The sequence below is a fragment of the Pedobacter sp. GR22-10 genome, assembly GCF_026239715.1.
GTDB lineage: Bacteria > Bacteroidota > Bacteroidia > Sphingobacteriales > Sphingobacteriaceae > Pedobacter.
The window spans coordinates 81,210-100,110 of record NZ_JAPIVR010000002.1 but is presented as its reverse complement, the minus strand read 5'-3'; the positions used below and the strand labels follow the sequence as shown (position 1 = coordinate 100,110).

The 18,901-nt window shown below is 38.4% G+C and carries 13 protein-coding genes and 3 tRNA genes; 7 read left to right on the top strand and 9 right to left on the bottom strand.

Features of this window, described 5'->3' with window-relative positions; translation table 11 throughout:
* Window positions 1-257: 257 nt before the first annotated feature.
* The 3 genes from dinB (at window position 258) to OQX64_RS07970 (ending at window position 5,718) form a co-directional block, all read left to right on the top strand.
* The gene (gene dinB / locus OQX64_RS07980) at window positions 258-1,574 is read left to right on the top strand and encodes a DNA polymerase IV (protein WP_265818365.1); all 1,317 of its coding nucleotides are present in this window, start codon (window positions 258-260) and stop codon (window positions 1,572-1,574) included.
* A gap of 168 nt (window positions 1,575-1,742) precedes the next feature.
* On the top strand, window positions 1,743-4,754 hold the full coding sequence (gene dnaE / locus OQX64_RS07975; RefSeq protein WP_265818364.1) for a DNA polymerase III subunit alpha: 3,012 nt from the start codon (window positions 1,743-1,745) through the stop codon (window positions 4,752-4,754).
* A 448-nt stretch (window positions 4,755-5,202) separates the two neighbouring features.
* Complete coding sequence (locus OQX64_RS07970; protein WP_265818363.1) at window positions 5,203-5,718, top strand: YdeI/OmpD-associated family protein; 516 nt, start codon at window positions 5,203-5,205, stop codon at window positions 5,716-5,718.
* An 82-nt stretch (window positions 5,719-5,800) separates the two neighbouring features.
* Here the strand turns inward: OQX64_RS07970 and OQX64_RS07965 are convergent, their stop codons facing one another.
* From OQX64_RS07965 to OQX64_RS07935, 7 genes are all read right to left on the bottom strand, one after another.
* On the bottom strand, window positions 5,801-6,535 hold the full coding sequence (locus OQX64_RS07965; protein WP_265819039.1) for a polyprenol monophosphomannose synthase: 735 nt from the start codon (window positions 6,533-6,535) through the stop codon (window positions 5,801-5,803).
* Window positions 6,536-6,670: 135 nt separating this feature from the next.
* On the bottom strand, window positions 6,671-8,173 hold the full coding sequence (locus OQX64_RS07960) for a peptide MFS transporter (RefSeq protein ID WP_088302987.1): 1,503 nt from the start codon (window positions 8,171-8,173) through the stop codon (window positions 6,671-6,673).
* 1 nt (window position 8,174) lies between these two features.
* Window positions 8,175-9,938, bottom strand: coding sequence for a peptide MFS transporter (locus OQX64_RS07955; protein ID WP_265818362.1), 1,764 nt, complete (start codon window positions 9,936-9,938; stop codon window positions 8,175-8,177).
* A gap of 144 nt (window positions 9,939-10,082) precedes the next feature.
* Window positions 10,083-10,976 (bottom strand): hypothetical protein, encoded by an 894-nt coding sequence (locus tag OQX64_RS07950; protein WP_265818361.1) that lies wholly within the window; start codon window positions 10,974-10,976, stop codon window positions 10,083-10,085.
* 3 nt (window positions 10,977-10,979) lie between these two features.
* Complete coding sequence (locus OQX64_RS07945; RefSeq protein WP_265818360.1) at window positions 10,980-12,155, bottom strand: acetyl-CoA C-acyltransferase; 1,176 nt, start codon at window positions 12,153-12,155, stop codon at window positions 10,980-10,982.
* A gap of 148 nt (window positions 12,156-12,303) precedes the next feature.
* Entirely contained in the window at window positions 12,304-12,471 is a 168-nt protein-coding gene (locus OQX64_RS07940) for a ribbon-helix-helix domain-containing protein (RefSeq protein WP_088302983.1), read from the bottom strand.
* A 191-nt stretch (window positions 12,472-12,662) separates the two neighbouring features.
* Window positions 12,663-13,520 (bottom strand): SPFH domain-containing protein, encoded by an 858-nt coding sequence (locus tag OQX64_RS07935; protein WP_088303028.1) that lies wholly within the window; start codon window positions 13,518-13,520, stop codon window positions 12,663-12,665.
* A gap of 118 nt (window positions 13,521-13,638) precedes the next feature.
* On the opposite strand from OQX64_RS07935, the gene OQX64_RS07930 reads away from it, so the two are divergent.
* From OQX64_RS07930 to OQX64_RS07915, 4 genes are all read left to right on the top strand, one after another.
* Window positions 13,639-15,717 (top strand): HDIG domain-containing metalloprotein, encoded by a 2,079-nt coding sequence (locus OQX64_RS07930; RefSeq protein WP_322974895.1) that lies wholly within the window; start codon window positions 13,639-13,641, stop codon window positions 15,715-15,717.
* A gap of 81 nt (window positions 15,718-15,798) precedes the next feature.
* Window positions 15,799-15,885 (top strand) — tRNA-Ser (locus OQX64_RS07925).
* A 99-nt stretch (window positions 15,886-15,984) separates the two neighbouring features.
* Window positions 15,985-16,058 (top strand) — tRNA-Pro (locus tag OQX64_RS07920).
* A gap of 53 nt (window positions 16,059-16,111) precedes the next feature.
* Window positions 16,112-16,185: transfer RNA gene (locus tag OQX64_RS07915), tRNA-Pro, on the top strand.
* An 885-nt stretch (window positions 16,186-17,070) separates the two neighbouring features.
* On the opposite strand, the gene OQX64_RS07910 is transcribed toward OQX64_RS07915, so the two are convergent.
* Window positions 17,071-17,685: a P63C domain-containing protein gene (locus OQX64_RS07910; protein ID WP_265818359.1), complete on the bottom strand. Its 615-nt coding sequence runs from the start codon at window positions 17,683-17,685 to the stop codon at window positions 17,071-17,073.
* A 1-nt stretch (window position 17,686) separates the two neighbouring features.
* Window positions 17,687-18,895 (bottom strand): ImmA/IrrE family metallo-endopeptidase, encoded by a 1,209-nt coding sequence (locus OQX64_RS07905; protein WP_265818358.1) that lies wholly within the window; start codon window positions 18,893-18,895, stop codon window positions 17,687-17,689.
* Window positions 18,896-18,901 lie beyond the last annotated feature (6 nt).

Here is an 18,901-nt window from a genome sequence, read left to right as displayed (position 1 = left end):
TTTTTTAAATGCGCTGGCAGAAATGTCAGCGCATTTTTTTTGTGTTTTAAATTAAAATTTAAAATGCGCTAACGCTGCTTATCTATCAGGTAACCTGTTGGATGTGTGATTTCACTGCGGCTAATATTCTCAAATAATTTAAACTAAAAATGTTAGTATTTTGTTGGTAATTAAACTTGGAAAGAAAGTATTTAAGCTAAATATATTAGTATTTTTGTTTAGAGGTAAATACGAAAATAATTTAAACGGCTAGGAGAATGACGGACAAGAACAAGCAAATTATTCACATGGACCAGGATGCTTTTTTTGTGTCAGTAGAATTGAAGAAGAATCCTAAACTCATTGGTAAACCTGTTATCGTAGGCGGAAATTCTGATCGGGGGGTGGTTACTTCCTGCAGTTATGAAGCCCGGAAATTTGGTGTGCATGCAGCTATGCCTGGCCGGATGGCAAAGCAGCTTTGTCCACAGGCTGTTTTTTTAAGAGGAAATATGGATGATTATTCAAAAGCCTCACATGAGATTACGGAAATCATTTCCGAACGTGTTCCATTGTTTGAAAAAGCGAGTATTGATGAGCATTATATCGATATGACAGGGATGGATAAGTTTTTTGGCTGTATGAAATTTGCTTCCGAACTCCGGCAAACCATTATCAGGGAAACCGGTTTACCCATTTCTTTTGGTTTATCGGTGAATAAAACGGTTTCTAAGATTGTGACTAATGAGTGTAAACCGGATGGCGAAATGGAAATCCCCTTTCCCGGGGTTCGCCCATTCCTAAACCCGCTGGCCATTTATAAAATACCTGGAATAGGTGATGCCACGCATAAAAAACTAAGTGAAATGGGGGTGCGTAAAGTGCAAACTTTAGCTGAAATTCCTCAGGAACTGATGTTTAAAATTTTAGGTCAGCATGGCCTGGGCATCTGGCAAAAAGCCAATGGAATTGACTTTTCTCCTGTTGTTCCTTATCGCGAAAGGAAATCCATCGGTACCCAAACTACTTTCGAAAACGATAGCATGGATATCTCAAAAATGAAGGCCATACTGAGTGGGATGGTTAGCAATTTAACTTATGAACTCCGCAGTCAGCAAAAATTAACTGCCTGCATTACCGTTACCATCCGTTACGCCAATTTTGAAACTGTAACCCAGCAGGCCAGAATTCCATACACCGCACTTGATTCTTTTTTAATTAGCAAGGCGCATGATTTGTTTAAGAAACTGTATTCCAAAAGGATGTTATTGCGCTTAATCGGGGTTAAACTTTCCCATCTGGTAAGTGGATTTGAACAAATTGGCCTGTACCATACCTCAGAAGAAGAGTACGACCTGTACCAGGCAATGGATAAGGTCAGAAATCATTATGGCATTGAATCAGTAGTTAAGGCCTGTATTGTCAAGCGACCCGAACGGGACGAATATGGAAAGGTGATTAAATATAATCCCCGAAAAAAGCACCTGGAAAAACAATCAGAGGAAGAAAGTGAATCCGTTGAAGCGCGTAAAAAATCAAGAATCAGAACTTTTATCAATTCCGATTTAGGTACAGCTACAAAGTTGGATGGATAGTGGTATTTGCGGAAATAGAGGTATAAATGGGAAATAGACGAATAGGATTAAGGAAATGTCACTAGGAAATAGCGCATTGAACAGCTATAAACAGAGGACAACAGGTGGAAAACATTAAACGGCAAACGAACAACGCTGAATGACAAACGAATAACGAAAACAACAAAAATGTTCTTAAACGTACATTCTGCATATAGTTTAAAATATGGAACAATGGATATCCCAACTATTGTTTCGAAGGCCCGTGCTTTGGGTATTCATCAGATGGTGTTGACAGATATCAATAATTCTACCGGGGCAATAGAATTTATCAGAACCTGTTATAAGCAGGGGATTGCCAGGGCACCTGATGAAACACAGTCAGGAAATATACCTTATCATTTAAAACCAGTTGCCGGGATTGAGTTCCGGAAAGATGATCAGCTGTTGTATTTTGGTATCGCAAAAAATAAAGAAGGGATGCGAGAGCTTAATGAATTTTTAAGCATCCATAATATTGAAGGAAGAGCTTTACCAGATGATGCGCCTGTTTTTGAGCATGTTTTTGTTATCTATCCGTTTATCAAAAGCTTTAACCGGGTTTTAAAAACGAATGAGTTTGTTGGGATTAAAAGCAGCCAGCTAAATTACCTTTATAAACATAGTTTATTGCAGCAAAAGGAAAAACTGCTAATCTGGCATCCTGTTACGGTGGGATGTAAGATAGAGCACCGCTTGCACCAGTATTTACGCGCAATTGAACTGAATACGCTGTTAAGTATGGTGCCCGAAGCATCTAAATGTGGTGATGATGAAGTCCTGATTACAGAAAAGGCATTGAAAGCAAAGTTTGAAGCCTTTCCTTTTATGGCTGATAATACGCAACGGCTTATAGATACCTGTGACCTGAGCGTTTATTTTGAACCACAGGTGAAATCTAAAAACAGGTTTTCATATACCAAAGAAGGTGAAATATTTGATCGCATCCTGCTCCGGCGAATTGCTTACAAGGGTTTGGCCTACCGCTACGGAAATGATCACCCGGTTGCCAGGGCAAGGATGGAAAAAGAGTTGAGTATCATAGAGTTTAAAAACTATTGTGCCTATTTTTTAATTACATTTGATATCGTTCGCTATGCGATGGGTCGGCATAAGTTTTATCACGTAGGCCGGGGCTCGGGAGCCAACAGTATCGTAGCCTATTGCATGCGGATTACGGATGTCGACCCCATTGATCTTGATTTATATTTTGAGCGTTTTTTACATGAGAAACGCACCAGCCCACCTGATTTTGATATCGATTTTGCATGGGATGAGCGGGAGGTTATTCAAAAGTATATTTTTGAAAAATACCCCCGGTGGCATGTTGCTTTTTTAGGAACGATGAGCACCTTTAAAGACCGGGCAATCATCCGGCAGATTGGAAAGGTATTGGGCTTACCAAAAGAAGAGATTGATGGTTTTACTGATCCGGCGAAAGAACGTGAAAACCAGAAAAATGCAACTTACCAAAAATTAATTGCCGTGCATCAGTATATGAGAAGTATGCCCAATCAGCGTTCCATTCATGCGGGCGGAATTTTAATTTCTGATGAGCCAATTACTTATTATACTGCGCTTGATATGCCTCCGAAAGGCTATGTAACCGTTCAATGGGATATGTATGAAGCAGAAGCAATTGGTTATGAGAAATTTGACGTATTAAGTCAACGGGGAATCGGACACATCCGCGAAGCTGTTCAGCTGATCGAGAAAAACCAAGGTAAAGCGATTGATATCCATGATTTCAAAACGTTTAAACACGATCCTCAATTAAATGCGATTCTGCGTGAAGGGCAACCCGTGGGTTGTTTTTATATCGAATCACCTGCTATGCGGCAATTGTTGAAAAAATTAAAGTGTGAAGATTATTTAACACTGGTGGCAGCCAGTTCGATTATTCGCCCCGGCGTGGCCAGTTCAGGCATGATGAAATCATTTATTGAGCGTTACCATGCACCTGATCAAGTGGTTTACCTTTGTAAGGAAATGGAAGAGCAGCTGAAGGAAACCTATGGCGTAATGGTTTACCAGGAAGATGTAATTAAAGTCTGTCATTATTTTGCAGGCCTGGATTTAGCCGATGCAGATGTATTGCGAAAGGCCATGAGCGGCAAATACCGGTCAAAACTTGCTTTTGAGGAGCTGGTTAATAAATTTTTTCAATCCGCCAGGCTTCAGGGGCATGCAGAAGAACTGATTGTAGAGGTTTGGCGGCAGATTTCTTCCTTCGCAGGTTATAGTTTTTCAAAAGCACACTCCGCATCTTTTGCCGTAGAAAGTTACCAGAGTTTATACCTTAAAACCTATTATCCAAAAGAATTTATGGTGGCCGTTTTAAATAACTATGGTGGCTTTTATAGTCGTTGGGTTTATGTTCATGAGCTAAAGAAAACAGGCGCAAAGGTTTATCTCCCCTGCGTAAATCATAGCGATGAAGTGGTGAATATTAATGGCAACGATGTTTACCTGGGGTTTATGGGGATAATGGGATTAGAAAATAAAATGATCGAACAAATACCAGCAGAACGCCGAAAAAATGGTCCTTATAAAGATTTGGAGCAATTTGTAAAACGTACTCAGATTACGCTGGAACAAGTCATTTTATTAATCCGGCTCGGAGCTTTAAGGTGTACCGGGAAAGATAAGAAAACCTTGCTTTGGGAGATTTATAATTATCTAGGGCATAGGCAAAAGCGAACGCATTCAGCCGAATTATTTAATCTGGAAAGTAAGGAATATGTACTGCCTGCATTAGAAAACTCTGCACTGGAAGATGCTTATGTAGAATGGGAACTGTTAGGCTACTCATTAAACTTTAATATGTTTGATTTCCTGAAAACCAGTTACCGCGGAGAGGTGATGGCAGCAGATTTGGGCAAATATGTAGGTGAAACAGTGCGCATGGTGGGGAATTATGTCTGCGAAAAAACTGTGCATACGGTTAAAAATACTAAAATGTGGTTTGGTACTTTTCTGGATGTGAAAGGTGATTTTTTTGATACTACCCATTTTCCAAATACAACACCCATATATCCCTTTACAGGAAAGGGTTGCTATTTGATTTTGGGTAGAATAGTGGAAGATTTCGGCTTCCCCAGTGTGGAAGTGTTGAAGTTTGCCAAACTGGATATTGTAATGAATCCGGTAGCTGTTCATTAATCGTAGCCGAATGGGATGGCTAATCGGCTCATGAATCAGCTGTTTTTAAGCCAATTAGCAAAGTATAGGGTAATAGATGTAGAAACAGATTTAGTAGTTATTACTAATAATTTTTAGATTTGTATATTGAACTAAAAATCAAGTAAAAATGGGAACTACCTTGTACATCCGGATAAAATGCACGAGAAAGTTTTAAATGCATTTCTTAAGGCTTTAGAAGTCATATAAAATCTTGGCGTTAATTAGCAATTCGCCATTTATTTACAAGTAAACAGGCTTTGATCCTCAAGTAAGACAGGAATTAATTAAAAAGATTTCTTCACTGTTTTATGAGGTCAAACTCGATAGTATTGAGATTCTTCTCTTTTTGGAGAATAGCCAGGAGCTCATGTTTTGTAATTAAAACCCTTAACATAAGCGCAAATGATTTTATACATTAAATGAATATATGATTCAGATCAATGCAGAAATAGAGCGTTTTGGACAAATGGGCGAAAAAACGGGTTGGAGTTATGTCTTCATTCCTGCTGTCTTAGCGAATGAAATTAAGCCTGATTGTAAGGTTTCTTTCAGGGTAAAAGGGAAAATCGATGATTTTGATATTTCCGGAATAGCTACCGTGCCAATGGGTGAGGGCGATTTTATTATTGCCATTAACGCTACACTTCGTAAAAAAATAAGAAAGGAAGCTGGTGCTAAAGTAGAGTTATGGCTGGAAGAGGATAAAGATTTTAGAATTGAAATGCCTGCAGACCTGGAAATATGCCTGTCTGAAGATGAAAGGCTGCTTACTTGTTTCCTGCAACAACCTAAATCCCATCAGAACTATTTTATTAGATGGATTAATGAGGCCAAAAATGAAACCACGCGTACAAAAAGATTGGTCATGACTATTAATGCGATGGAAAAGCGACAGGATTATGGTACAATGATCAGGGAAAGTAAAAAGAGTTTGGAGTTGTAGGTTGATAGTCATGAGTCGTCAGTCTATAGTCCTAAGTCGGATGGTTAACTAAGCCTCTACCACTACTAATTTCTTCTCTAACCTAACCTTTTCTTTTATAATCCCTAAACCAGCTGTTTACTTTCATTTGTATTACACCAAGAAAAGCTTCACGGAAAATACGGGTGCTCATTTTTGATGTGCCTTCCGTTCTATCTGTAAAAATAATGGGTACTTCAACTACGTTAAATCCAAATTTAATGGCTGTAAATTTCATTTCAATTTGAAAGGCATAACCTACAAATCGGATTTTATCCAAAGGAATCGTTTCCAGCACCAATCTACGGTAACATTTAAAACCTGCAGTGGCATCCTGGATGTTAATCCTGGTAATAAAGCGCACATACATGGAAGCAAAATACGACATCAATACCCGGCCCATCGGCCAGTTTACCACGTTTACCCCTTTAACATATCTCGATCCGATGGCTACATCTGCACCGTTTACGCAGACATTCCGCAGTCGGGCCAAATCATCAGGGTTATGAGAAAAATCAGCATCCATTTCAAAAATAAACTGATAATCTTTTTGCAATGCCCAGTTGAAACCATAAATGTATGCCGTACCTAAACCTTGCTTGCCGGCACGCTCTGCGATAAATAAATGGCCTTCATATTCTACCTGCAGTGCTTTTACAATGTCTGCAGTGCCATCAGGAGATCCATCATCAATAATCAAAACATGAAAAGGTTGACTCAATGAAAATACTTTCCGGATGATCCTTTCAATATTCTCCTTTTCATTATAGGTCGGAATGATTACTAAACTGTCTGACACGTTTGTTCTGATTGATGTGAATTGCATGTTAAGCTAAAAAAACTGATTTTAACTTCTGAGGGCGAAAGTAAATATTATAAATTAAAAAAACCGTATCAACAGTGCTGATACGGTTTAAAATCTGTTGAAAATCTTTTATCTGACCTCTTGCATCAGTTTTTTAATCAGCTGCGAGAATACAATTAAAAATATACCGGCTATTAATGAATAGAGGGCAAGTGATTTATAACCTTCCGTATATGAAATAAGTTTTGTCATTAAGGATGCATTTTCAATGCTCGACATTTCCGCGCCTAACTTTCCGGCAGCAAGCTGTCCGAAAGCACTGAACAGGAACCACATGCCCATCATCATGCCAAACATTCTTTTAGGAGATAGTTTTGTGATAATAGACATCCCGATTGGACCGATACATAATTCGCCCAGCGTAAGCAGTAGGTAACCCAGAGTGAAAATATTTAAAGAACTGATGCCTTGTTCATTGGCGAAAAACCTGGTGGCATAAAAAACGTAGAAACTCACTGCCAATAACACAAAGCCTAATCCAAATTTCACTACAGTATTGGGTTCTATTTTGCGTTTATACATGCCAATCCATAGTAAACCTACCAGGGGACTAAATACAATCACAAAAAATGAGTTGACACTATTATTTACTACATTCGGATCAATAGAAAAGAATAAAAGGCTATGATCTAAATTGTCCTTGGCAAATAAAGAAAGTGATCCGCCACTCTGTTCTGAAATGGCCATAAAGATAAAATAGCAAAGAATAAATATAAAAGCCGCCAGTAATTTATAACGTGCTTTAACTTCTCTGATACTGAACATTTCGTAGAAAAAGTAGATCAGCGCAACTATACCAAGCGTGTACATAAAATAATCAGTATAGGCAGTATTTCTGACCATGATAAAGATCAGCGGAATACATAAAAGTGAGCCTGCATAGACAACTATTTCATAAATGGTTCTTTTCGCTTTTTGTAAATGCAGCAGTGGCGAATTACCAATCGGACCTAAGTATTTTTTGGTGAAGATGAAAGTACCTAAGCCAAATGCCATAACCAGGGCTGCAGAAAGGAAACATAAATGCCAGGAAACATATTTACCCAGGTAAATACACATGGCTCCACCCAATAAGCCTCCAACATTTATACCTGCATAAAAAAGTCCGTAGCCCGCATCTCTCCGGTTATCTTTTTCATGGTAAAGTTCACCCACCATAGAAGAGATATTAGGTTTAAAAAAACCTGTGCCAATGATGGATAATGTAATACCTACATAAAACAAATCGTGGGGCGAAAAAGCGAGAATCAGGTTTCCGATGATCATCAGTGAGCCACCCCAGAAAAGAGATTTTCTAAAGCCCAGAACTTTATCGGCAAAAATTCCACCAATAAAGGTAAAGGCATAAACAAATGCTTGGATGGCACCGTACTGCAGGTTGGATTTCTGATCACTTAAACCCAGTTGATCCACCATAAAAAAGGCGAGTACCCCACGCATGCCGTAGAAACAGAAACGTTCCCACATCTCTACCAATGATAAATACCAGAGTTGTTTCGGGTATTTACCTTCAAAATTTTGAATCGCTTCTAAAGTTTCAATAGAAGGTGTTTTTTCAGTAATGATCTGCATTTTATTTAACCCCGTGCATTAGTTTCTTAATTATTGGTGTGAGTAACATGATGAAAATACCCAAACCTACAGGAATAAGGGTAAAGATCAGGAAGAAGGTAGACATGGAATATTGCGCGGTAATTTTATCAATCATACCACCCATGGTACCTGCAATTTTATTTCCGATGGCGAGTGCTAAATACCAGATGCCGAACATGATTCCAATCATACGGCCAGGAACCAGTTTACTCAGATAGGACAAGCCAATAGGAGAGATGAATAATTCTGCCATGGTATGGAAAAAATAAGCTAAAATAAGCCAGATCATACTTACTGATGCCACTTTAGCACCTGCCGGTATGGAGCTTGAGCCGTATGCCAGTGCTGCAAAACCAATCCCTAGTAAGATCATCCCGATGCCGTTTTTAACGGTTGCCGTTGGACTATATTTGCTTTCCCAAAGTTTAGATACAATTGGTGCGCATGAAATGATAAACAGAGAATTCAAAATACCAAACCAGGTTGCCGGAACCTCCGTTTTTTCTGCACTGAACTGGTTTTTGAGCATATAAATAACCATGCACCAGATTATTGCAAAACCAATTGCCAGAATGATATTACCCAATGCAAACCTGGAAAATGTTTGCCTGAATAACTCAAACAGTACATATGAAATGATAGTGAGCGGAATAATGGTAATTAAAGTATTGGCAACGTTAAAAATGATTTTTGAATTGCCTTCCAGTATTCTGGCAGTGTAATCTTTAGCAAAGATGGTCATAGAGCCACCGGCCTGTTCAAATGAAGCCCAGAAGAAAATGGCTACGAAGGCAAGTACAATAACCACAATCATTTTATCTCTAAGCTGTGGCGTATATTGTACGATTCTTTTAATCAAAACAAAAATAAATAAGCTTAGCGCTACAATAATCGCGAAGTTATCTCCTGTCAGGTTACCTACAGAAAAATTAAAAACAGTATGGCCTGAAACTTTAGCATAAGGATCATTAATGATCCAGACCAGGCCGATAACAGCAATAAATACAATTAGTACAATATCAAAAATGGAGAATGGATTCCGTTTGGCTTCAGCCGGATGCTCTTCTTCATCCACTTTATCTTCGTCTTTAAGTGGCTTTAAACCAATAGAGCCAAAAATATTTTTAGTGAAATAAAACTGTAACATACCCACAAACATGAAGATTCCCGCAAGACCAAAGCCATAACTCCAGCCTATTTTCTCACCGATATAACCACACAACAGCATTCCTAAAAACGAACCACAATTTACGCCCATATAGAAAATAGTATAAGCGCCATCTTTTTTCTCAGGATGTTTTTTGTACATATGAGATAGGATGGATGTCATATTGGGTTTAAAAAATCCGTTACCTAACACCAAAAGGCATAGGCCCAGGTACATAAAAATTGGATTAAACTCAAAAGCCATCGATAGATGGCCCAATGTCATTAAAAAAGCTCCGATGATAACTGCCCAGCGATAACCTAAAAATCTGTCGGCAATATAACCTCCTAAAATAGGGGTAAGGTATGCAAGTGAAGTATAAGAACCATAAATAGCCAGGGCGTGTTCACGGGGCCAGCCCCAACCCGGATTTTGACCTAATATAGATGAGGTTAGAAATAAAACGAGCAAAGCCCGCATCCCATAATACGAAAATCTTTCCCACATTTCGGTAAAGAAAAGTACGAATAAACCTGACGGATGACCCAGTACCTTACTGCTAAAGAAATCGTCTTTGGTTTCAATGGATGTTTGCATAAAACATTTATTGGTTTTAGTTGAAGAATTCAGAATTTGTGTGTTGTTTTAGCTTATTTGCAAGGCGCAATATAGTCAGCGGAGGGCAAACTCACAAATTTTTAAGTTATCGGAATGGTAATGAACAGGTTAAGATAATGGAAATTAAAACTTTCTGATGGGTTTAACATTTTTCTTTGGATCAGCATATTGCTTATCCATGGCGTGAGGATCGTTATTGAGTTCCAGTCCTTCCTGTAATTTAAGTTTTCCGCCAATAATTTTGAAGCCATCGAAGGTGCCATCTGATGCATAAAATTCATATCTGCCTTCCATTTCAGCGTCTACCGGAGCAAGGTGGTCAAAAACGATCATACCGGCTTTTTGATCCACTTTAAGCGTCATTGCATTTGATTTGGTATATTCAAAGATTACCCGGTTTTTATGCTGAAGGTCTTTTCCGTCGAAAACCGGTGCGCCGAAAATGACCTGCTCCTGATCAAAGGAAAGGATTTCAATCACCTTTTTAGTGGAACTTGAAGTATTTCCTTTCCATCCGAGCAACACGTAATAAGGCTTGCGGTTTCCGCTGGTTACCGGAACAATCTCATAATAACGCGCTCCAAACCATTTTTGATGATTGGTTACAGCATTTGCATCTGTAATGTTGTCCGTTTGATCAATTAACGGATAGAGCTTTAAGGGACCGACGCCAGTATTCATCTGGACGGTTCCGAAATAACGGTAGGTGCCATTTTCCTGCTGAACATACCAGCTCAAGATCCGGAAAGACCTGTCGGGCGATGGAATTACTGAAACGTTTTTTAAAGAATCAAAAGGGTAAGTAAAAGAATTTTGCATTTTCAGGGCTTCCACCAGTGTTTTGATAAAAATGCTATTGCTGGTTGTTTTTTTAACATCGGTTTCAGCGGCAATAGTAGCCGTTGCGATCCGGATCAGGGAATCCTGAAAAACATCCATTTTTTTATTGCTTTGCTGCGCCTGGGTACGCAAAGCGAGCAAAGCAATAATCAATATGCCACAGTATTTAAGCTTCATGTATTAAATTTTCTCGATCACCAACGCGCTGGCACCGCCGCCACCGTTACAGATTCCGGCTACACCAATTTTCCCATTATTTTGTTCGAGAACAGATAGTAGGGTCACTACTATTCTGGCACCAGATGCACCAAGCGGATGGCCCAGGGAAACAGCGCCACCATTTACATTCACCCGGTTTTCATTTAAACTCAGTTTCTGGTTATTGGCAATGGAAACCACGGAAAATGCTTCGTTAATTTCAAAATAGTCAACGTCTTTTATATCGATATTGGCTTTTTGCAAGGCCAAAGGAATGGCCTTTGAAGGAGCAGTTGTAAACCATTCAGGGGCTTGTTGCGCATCTGCATATCCTAATATTTTAGCCAATGGCTTAATGCCCAGTTCTTTTGCCTTATCTGCGCTCATTAAAACTATTGCTGCTGCACCATCATTCAAAGTAGAAGCATTGGCCGCAGTTACGGTTCCATCTTTTTTAAATACGGGCTTCAGTGAAGGAATTTTATCAAATTTAACCGCAGTTGGTTCCTCATCTGTATCCACGATTGTGATTTCACCTTTTCTATCTTTTACTTCTATGGCTATAATTTCAGCAGCAAACTTTCCGGTGGTTTGTGCCTGCTGTGCTCTTTTATAAGACGCAATGGCGAAATTGTCCTGATCTTCGCGGCTGATATGACAATCGGTGGCACAAAGCTCAGCTGCTGAACCCATATGGTAATCATTATAAACATCCCATAGCCCGTCTTTCACCAATCCATCGGTAATTTGACCATGCCCCAGCCGGTAACCATTTCTGGCTTTATCCAGGTAATAAGGTACATTGCTCATGCTTTCCATACCGCCGGCAATAATAATATCCTGATCACCGTTGGCAATGCTTTGTGCCGCCAGCATAATGGCTTTGGTGCCTGAAGCACAAACTTTATTGATGGTGGTAGCAGGTATATCTGGTAAGCCTGCAAGTTTTGCGGCTTGTGTAGCGGGTGCCTGTCCTAAATTTGCCGACAACACATTGCCCATATAAACTTCCTGAATGTGTTCTGGTGTCAAACCTGCTTTTTCTATTGCACCTTTGATGGCGAAACCACCCAGCTGAGTGGCCGAAAATGAAGATAATGCGCCTCCAAAACTGCCAATTGGTGTTCTTACCGCTGATACGATTACAACTTCTTTCATGAATTAAAATTTTTATGAACTTTTTGGTTAGACCGCTAAGTTATACATTTTTGATTGCAGAAAATGAATCAGGCGTCATTTTTAACTTAAATCTAAGACTAAAACAATGGACGTGAAAATAGTTTTATAAAGAATCAATAAGCTTATTTTATTCCTCTTTTGCTTTTCCTTTTTTTCTTGATTTTATTGCCTGATTCAGCAGAAATTCAATCTGTCCGTTAGTGCTTCTGAATTCATCTGCAGCCCATATTTCTACCTCTTTCAATAAAGCTGGACTAATCCTCAACACAAAAGCTTTTTTATCTTTCTCCGCCATATCTATTGTATTGCTTTTACCTTATATCTTGTTTTTATATTGATGAGTAACGCCTCCATATTCAGAAACAGCATCATAGTTTGGGAGGTATGCTTTTTCTATGTTAATCCAGCTTTGCATTTTATATTTAAACTGTAGAGGCAAATACTGGTAGGCGACGCCATGCTGATTGCTTTTCCTCTAATTCCATATTAATTATAAAGTGTTCCTGTATTAACTACAGGTTGTACATGTCTGTCGCCGCAAAGCACCACCAATAAATTACTCACCATTGCGGCTTTACGTTCTTCATCAAGTTCTACAATTCCTTTTTCTGATAACTTTTCCAATGCCATTTCAACCATTCCCACAGCACCTTCCACAATTAATTTACGGGCTGCAATTACCGCTGTAGCCTGTTGCCTTTGTAGCATAGCGCTGGCAATTTCGGGAGCATAAGCCAGGTGAGAAATGCGTGCTTCTAAGACATCAATTCCTGCTCTGGAAAGTCGCTCGGTTAATTCTTTCTCTAAAATTTCACTTACCTGCTCCGCGCCATCTTTTAAGGTAATGCTTGTTTCTTCGCCTTCAGCATGATCATAAGGAAATATATTGGCCAAATGTCTAACGGCGGCTTCACTTTGGATATTTACATATTGCATGTAGTTTTCTACAGCAAAAACGGCCTTTGCCGTTTCATTTACCTTCCACACTACCACGGCAGCAATCTCAATGGGATTACCCAACTTATCATTCACTTTTAATTGCTGACCGTTAAGGTTATTGGCTTTTAATGATAATTTTCTTTTGGAGGTAAGTGGATTCACCCAGAAAAAACCATCTGCTTTTACCGTGCCGATATACTTTCCGAATAAGGTTAACACCATCGACTGATTAGGATTTATAATCAGAAAGCCCGGAAAAACCAGAAAAAGATCAACGGCTAATATGATGCTGCCCCAGACGAAGAGCTGAGAAAAAAAGCAGAATATGGCACCCGCCAATAATACTAAAGATAATACAAATGTTAAATACCCGGATGGCGGGCTAATGATTTTTTCCTGATACATAATTGATATTAATTTGATATCATAAAGTAAATTATAAAATCTGGTAATACCAAACAAAATCATTAAAAAGTATATTAGATAAAAATGCTATTTTTGACAATACAATAATCAGATCGTTTTGGCCAAAATCAAGAAAAATTCACATAAAATCCTTTATCGTAAGTATTCATCCAACCTGAAGTATGTGATGATGCTTTTTACAGTGTTCGTTATCACACTGTTTCTCCCTAAGCAACCCAGGTTTAGGTATGAGTTTGAAAAGGGCAAAGTGTGGATGAATAAAGACTTAATTTCTCCGTTCAGCTTCGCTATTCTCAAGACTAATCCTCAGGTAAATACGGATAAGAAGAACGCGCTTAAAGATGTTTTGCCTGTTTACCAGTATGATCAGACCATTGGTAGGAATGCCCTGGAGGCCTTTACAAACGAATTTGATATTAAATGGAAATCTACCCAACTGGATGAAAAAGATAAGATCAGGTTTAAAACAGAATCTTACCGCCTGCTAAATAATATTTATACACGTGGAATCATCAGTTTAAATGCCAAGCAGCAAACGAATGGCAAAAACTATGATTTTTCACTGATGGAAAATAATGTAGCTAAACAAAAAAATACGCAGGATGTGTTTACGGTTGAAACGGCCTTACTTTATTTCAAGCATAACTTTCAGTCTCCAAACCAGGTGATGAGTGATCTGGTGGCTAATCTGGCAGAAGACCATATTACACCAAATATCATTTTTGATGAGCGTTTAACCCAGATTATTCAGCAAAATACCGTTGATAATATTTCGACTACCAAAGGGATGGTGCAGAAAGGGGAACTGATCGTTTCTAAAAACGATGTGATTGATGAAGAAATTTATCAAAAGCTTGAATCTTATAAGGCTACCTACGATGCGCAAACTAAAACCATTGGCAGCCGTGCATTGGTATATCTGGGGCAGGTCGTGCTGGTGAGTTTCATGCTCGCCATCCTGATGTCGTTTCTTTTTCTGTTTCGCAGGGATATCTTCTCCGATAACCGCCAGCTGTCCTTAATCCTGATTGTAACTACCGGCATGCTGCTGGCACTTACCTGGGCCATTAAAATGGAAATCCCCAGTTTGTATTATATTCCATTTTGCGTGGTGCCTATTATTATCCGGATTCTTTTTGATACCAGGCTGGCACTCTATCTTCATTTGCTGGTGATTTTAATTGCCGGTTTCTTTGTGGCCAATAGTTTCGAGTTTGTTTTTTATCAGGTTACGGCAGGCATGGTTGCCATTTTTAGTATTAAAAATTTCGTTAAGCGGGAACGGTTCCTGGTGTCTGCGCTATTTATTTTATTGGCTTATTTTGTTTCATTTGTAGGCATTGCCTTATTGAGGGAAGGTTCTTTCCGCGAAATTGAGTGGGCAAATTTTATTCCTTTTATCTTTAGCGTATTGCTATCTCTTCTTGCTTATCCGCTCATCTATTTATTTGAGCGTATTTTTGGAATTACTTCTGATGTGGCGCTAATTGAGCTCACCAATACAAACAATAAATTACTTCGTGAGCTGGCCTTTAAAGCTCCTGGTACCTTTCAGCACTCCTTGCAGGTGGCCAACCTGGCAGAGGCAGCTATATTTAAAATCGGTGGTAATTCGGTGCTGGTCAGGGCGGGGGCGCTATATCATGATATCGGAAAAGTTGATAACCCTCAATACTTCATCGAAAATCAGAATACAGCAGTTAGTCCGCATGATAAACTTCCATATGAGCAGAGTGCACAGATTATTATCCAGCATGTACACAAAGGCATTGAGATTTTAAGGAAAAACTTAATTCCGGAAGCAATTATCGATTTTATCCGGACCCACCATGGGAATACTCGGGTAGATTATTTTTATCAGTCGTTTTTAAAGAATTCTCCTGAAAAATTTGTGGATGAAAACATTTTCCGCTACCCCGGACCAATCCCTTTTAGTAAGGAAACAGGTGTATTGATGCTGGCAGATTCAGTAGAAGCTGCCTCAAGAAGCCTCAAAAATCCGGATGCACAGAGCATAAATGACATCGTTGAAAGGATAATTAATTACAAATTGGAGCAAAATCAATTGGATAACTGCGATTTGACATTAAAAGATATTGAAACTATCAAATTGATATTCAAGACGATGCTGATGAGTATCTATCATGTGCGGATAGATTATCAACAAGTTTTGTAATTTTTTTTTGTAGAATAACTTGTTTTACTATATTTGCAGACCTCAAAACAAGGTCGGTAGGACAAATTTGAAGGTTGAAAAGGTGAGGTGCCTGAGAGGCCGAAAGGAACAGTTTGCTAAACTGTCGTACTGGTAACGGTACCGCGGGTTCGAATCCCGCCCTCACCGCACGAAGAAAAAAAGTAATAAAAAAAAATGAAAATGTCATTTTAAAACCGTTACTTTGCAGCCCTTAGAAATAGGGAAATAAAAAGGAGATACCAAGTTCGGGATGTAGCGTAGCCCGGTATCGCGCCTGCTTTGGGAGCAGGAGGTCGTAGGTTCGAATCCTGCCATCCCGACAAAAGTTCAATCCACTTTTCAAAAGGATTACAAAAAAGGTGATACCTGAGTTCGGGGTGTAGCGTAGCCCGGTATCGCGCCTGCTTTGGGAGCAGGAGGTCGTAGGTTCGAATCCTGCCACCCCGACAAAACAGAAGAACCCTCTAAATAATAAATTTAGGGGGTTTGTTTTTTATGTCAAATTCTAAAAATTCATGCGATTTTTGGCAATTCCCTGAAAGCAAAAAACCTGCTAATCTTGCGATTACAGGGTTTTATACATTTTGATAGTCTTTGGTGTGATCCCGCTGGGATTTGCACCTAGTGCTAAAATCAGCGTTTCGCAATATCTAGAATGGTTATGGAATTCGAACTCCCCGAATAACGCACCTTCTTATTAAAACTTTTTGTTGCAAATGCTACCATTTAAATATAAGAATTCCTATCAAAAAATCCAAATTTAATTAAATAAGATTATCGTTCAGGTTAGATTCCGCCATTGGTTAAAACAACCTACAAATTAAGAATTGATTAATGGAATTGTGTTATAATATATTTTACTAAGAAAGCTATTAATTAGAAAAGTAGCAATGCTACTTAAATCTATTTTTAATATTACCGCCTAAGTTAACAGTAATGCCAACAGTAATTATGTTGCTTTTGATAAGAGCATTCGGAATAATTGGTGATTATTATGTGTTTGCATACGTTTTTTCTAGACAGCGACAAGCTCAATGAGCTTAACTCCTAAGTTTGCAATCTGTTTTATTGCATTGTCCAAGCCGCTTATCGCGCGAAGGACTGACTAACATTCTATAAGAGCTTCATAGGCTTTATTGTGCTATGAGTGCGAGCTGGTGGCTCGCTGCCAATGCCTTAATTTCTCTGTCGACAATGCACAGTTGGAAGGAAAACGAGAAGAGCAATAAATTTGGAGTAATGTGTTTAGCTATAAAATTAAAGGCCAAAATTGCAAGGGCTTACTGATGTAAAATGTCAGTCGGCCCTTGCGTGTCTGATGTGTGTTTTCATCTAGATAAGGCCTAGGTATTTTTCATAAAGTACAGGTTGAAAGCCAGTGCCAAATTTCTCGGCATGTTTTTTTCTAAATTCATAAACCGTGTTGCTCTCTTGCATTAAGGTTATTGCATCATCTATGAATTTTTCTAGAAGCAAGATACCTTCTTCGTTGAGAAAAAGATAATGTTTATGAAGCCTTGTTAACCATTTTACATACGGATTCTTTGATTGAATGTGCGCCATTACATCCTTGGGGAATCTGTTATAGATTGAAGATTTAATAATTGTTGGTGCAATCCTTGGCTTATGATAGGCTTTCATTTCTTCTTCTGTCCATCCTGCAATTTTACCTAAAGCTGGAAAAAAGTCCCTGAACTTTGGATCATGTGGTTGTGGAAAATCCTCCGTTACCTTGCGGATTTTTTCCCTTTCAATTGCAATCGTGGTTTTTAGTCCATTCTGCAATTCAAAAACTTCACTTTCAATTTTCAATTTTCTGCGGAAGACTACTTCCGCTTTGTCATCCGCTTTCTTATTGAAAAGATCAAGCAACATTGACATTTCAGTCTGTCTATCGACAGGAAACTGGTCACCATCTAATGGATCAAGATTATCTTCTGATTTCATGTTAACTATATATATTATTATTTTTTAAACTTTTAACGTGCTCGTCTATCGACTGAGCCTCTGACCAAGGATTTTCTACATTTTTTATGAATTCATTGAAAGATGGGTTATGAGTTTTTGCTCTTGCCCATGCTTTCGGATCGATATCTTTATAACGATATGCGTAATAAGTATATACAAAGCTATCGTGTACTTGATGACGTTTCGCGAATTCTTTTACAAATCTTCTGTTGTTAATATGAGGTTTAACTTGCTCAACTTTTTCTATAGATAATAGGAATTCACTTGCAAAGTAATCAGCTGATTTTTCCTTTTCTTTCACAGGTAACTCATCATTATCGTCAGAAACGTGGTATTTAAATCTTTTGATTTCATCAAAATCAAATAAAACATGACTCAATTCATGGCATAGTGTATGCCATAAAGTAGAATAAAAACCCATATAATCTGTAAAAACAATACAAGGTTTATCATTGATTACCATTGTTGCACCTTTCAGGTGTAATGACGGGATTGGGCTCTGATAAATAACTGTTACACCAAGTCTGTATAGATCAGAAATCACATTTATTAAACCGCTTTCAACATTTGTAGTCTGCCATCGAATTTCGGGGAAGTATTCCATTAGTCGAGCTCTATCATATCTATAAGGATTCGAAAATTGATCGAAAGCATCGATAGCAGAATTTAGCCAAAATCCTTTTGAATAAATATTTTTAGGTTTTCTTACCCCCGAACTGAAAGCAATCTCTTGATTTGGGAGTTTATATTCGAAAATTGATTTTAGATTAAAATGTTTTAAAATCTTGTTTTCGATCTTTTGGTAATCAGATATGCTATCTATAAATCCAATACGTTTTAAAGTAGCCAAATCAAAATTATTGTTTATAAAATCTTTCTTTTTTTGGGAATATTCTGTGAATTCTGGAAAATTGCCTTCTAAGGCATTATAATAAAGTTTAATGACTTCCTCTCTAGAGATCTTCAAAAAACTGGCTAAACTGATGAAGTTGCGAATGTCTACTCTAGTGCTACTACCATTAATTATCGATTGAAGTGCGCGGTATTCCATTTCAAGGATTTCCAATGCTTTTGTAGGGGTAATGTTTAGTTCTTGAATCCTTTGCTCAAATAAAACATTTAATGTAGCTTTAGGAAACAGGTTGCCTAAAAGTTCATCAACGTTAAAATTTTGATTGCCGTCTGACATAAATAT

What these genes read in the sequence shown, in the direction of transcription:
- OQX64_RS07945 (WP_265818360.1), bottom strand. Translation starts at nt 12,155, where the DNA reads ATGAAAGAAGTTGTAATCGTATCAGCGGTAAGAACACCAATTGGCAGT.
- OQX64_RS07970 (WP_265818363.1), top strand. Translation starts at nt 5,203, where the DNA reads ATGATTCAGATCAATGCAGAAATAGAGCGTTTTGGACAAATGGGCGAA.
- OQX64_RS07940 (WP_088302983.1), bottom strand. Translation starts at nt 12,471, where the DNA reads ATGGCGGAGAAAGATAAAAAAGCTTTTGTGTTGAGGATTAGTCCAGCT.
- OQX64_RS07905 (WP_265818358.1), bottom strand. Translation starts at nt 18,895, where the DNA reads ATGTCAGACGGCAATCAAAATTTTAACGTTGATGAACTTTTAGGCAAC.
- OQX64_RS07950 (WP_265818361.1), bottom strand. Translation starts at nt 10,976, where the DNA reads ATGAAGCTTAAATACTGTGGCATATTGATTATTGCTTTGCTCGCTTTG.
- dinB (WP_265818365.1), top strand. Translation starts at nt 258, where the DNA reads ATGACGGACAAGAACAAGCAAATTATTCACATGGACCAGGATGCTTTT.
- OQX64_RS07960 (WP_088302987.1), bottom strand. Translation starts at nt 8,173, where the DNA reads ATGCAGATCATTACTGAAAAAACACCTTCTATTGAAACTTTAGAAGCG.
- OQX64_RS07955 (WP_265818362.1), bottom strand. Translation starts at nt 9,938, where the DNA reads ATGCAAACATCCATTGAAACCAAAGACGATTTCTTTAGCAGTAAGGTA.
- OQX64_RS07910 (WP_265818359.1), bottom strand. Translation starts at nt 17,685, where the DNA reads ATGAAATCAGAAGATAATCTTGATCCATTAGATGGTGACCAGTTTCCT.
- OQX64_RS07935 (WP_088303028.1), bottom strand. Translation starts at nt 13,520, where the DNA reads ATGTATCAGGAAAAAATCATTAGCCCGCCATCCGGGTATTTAACATTT.
- dnaE (WP_265818364.1), top strand. Translation starts at nt 1,743, where the DNA reads ATGTTCTTAAACGTACATTCTGCATATAGTTTAAAATATGGAACAATG.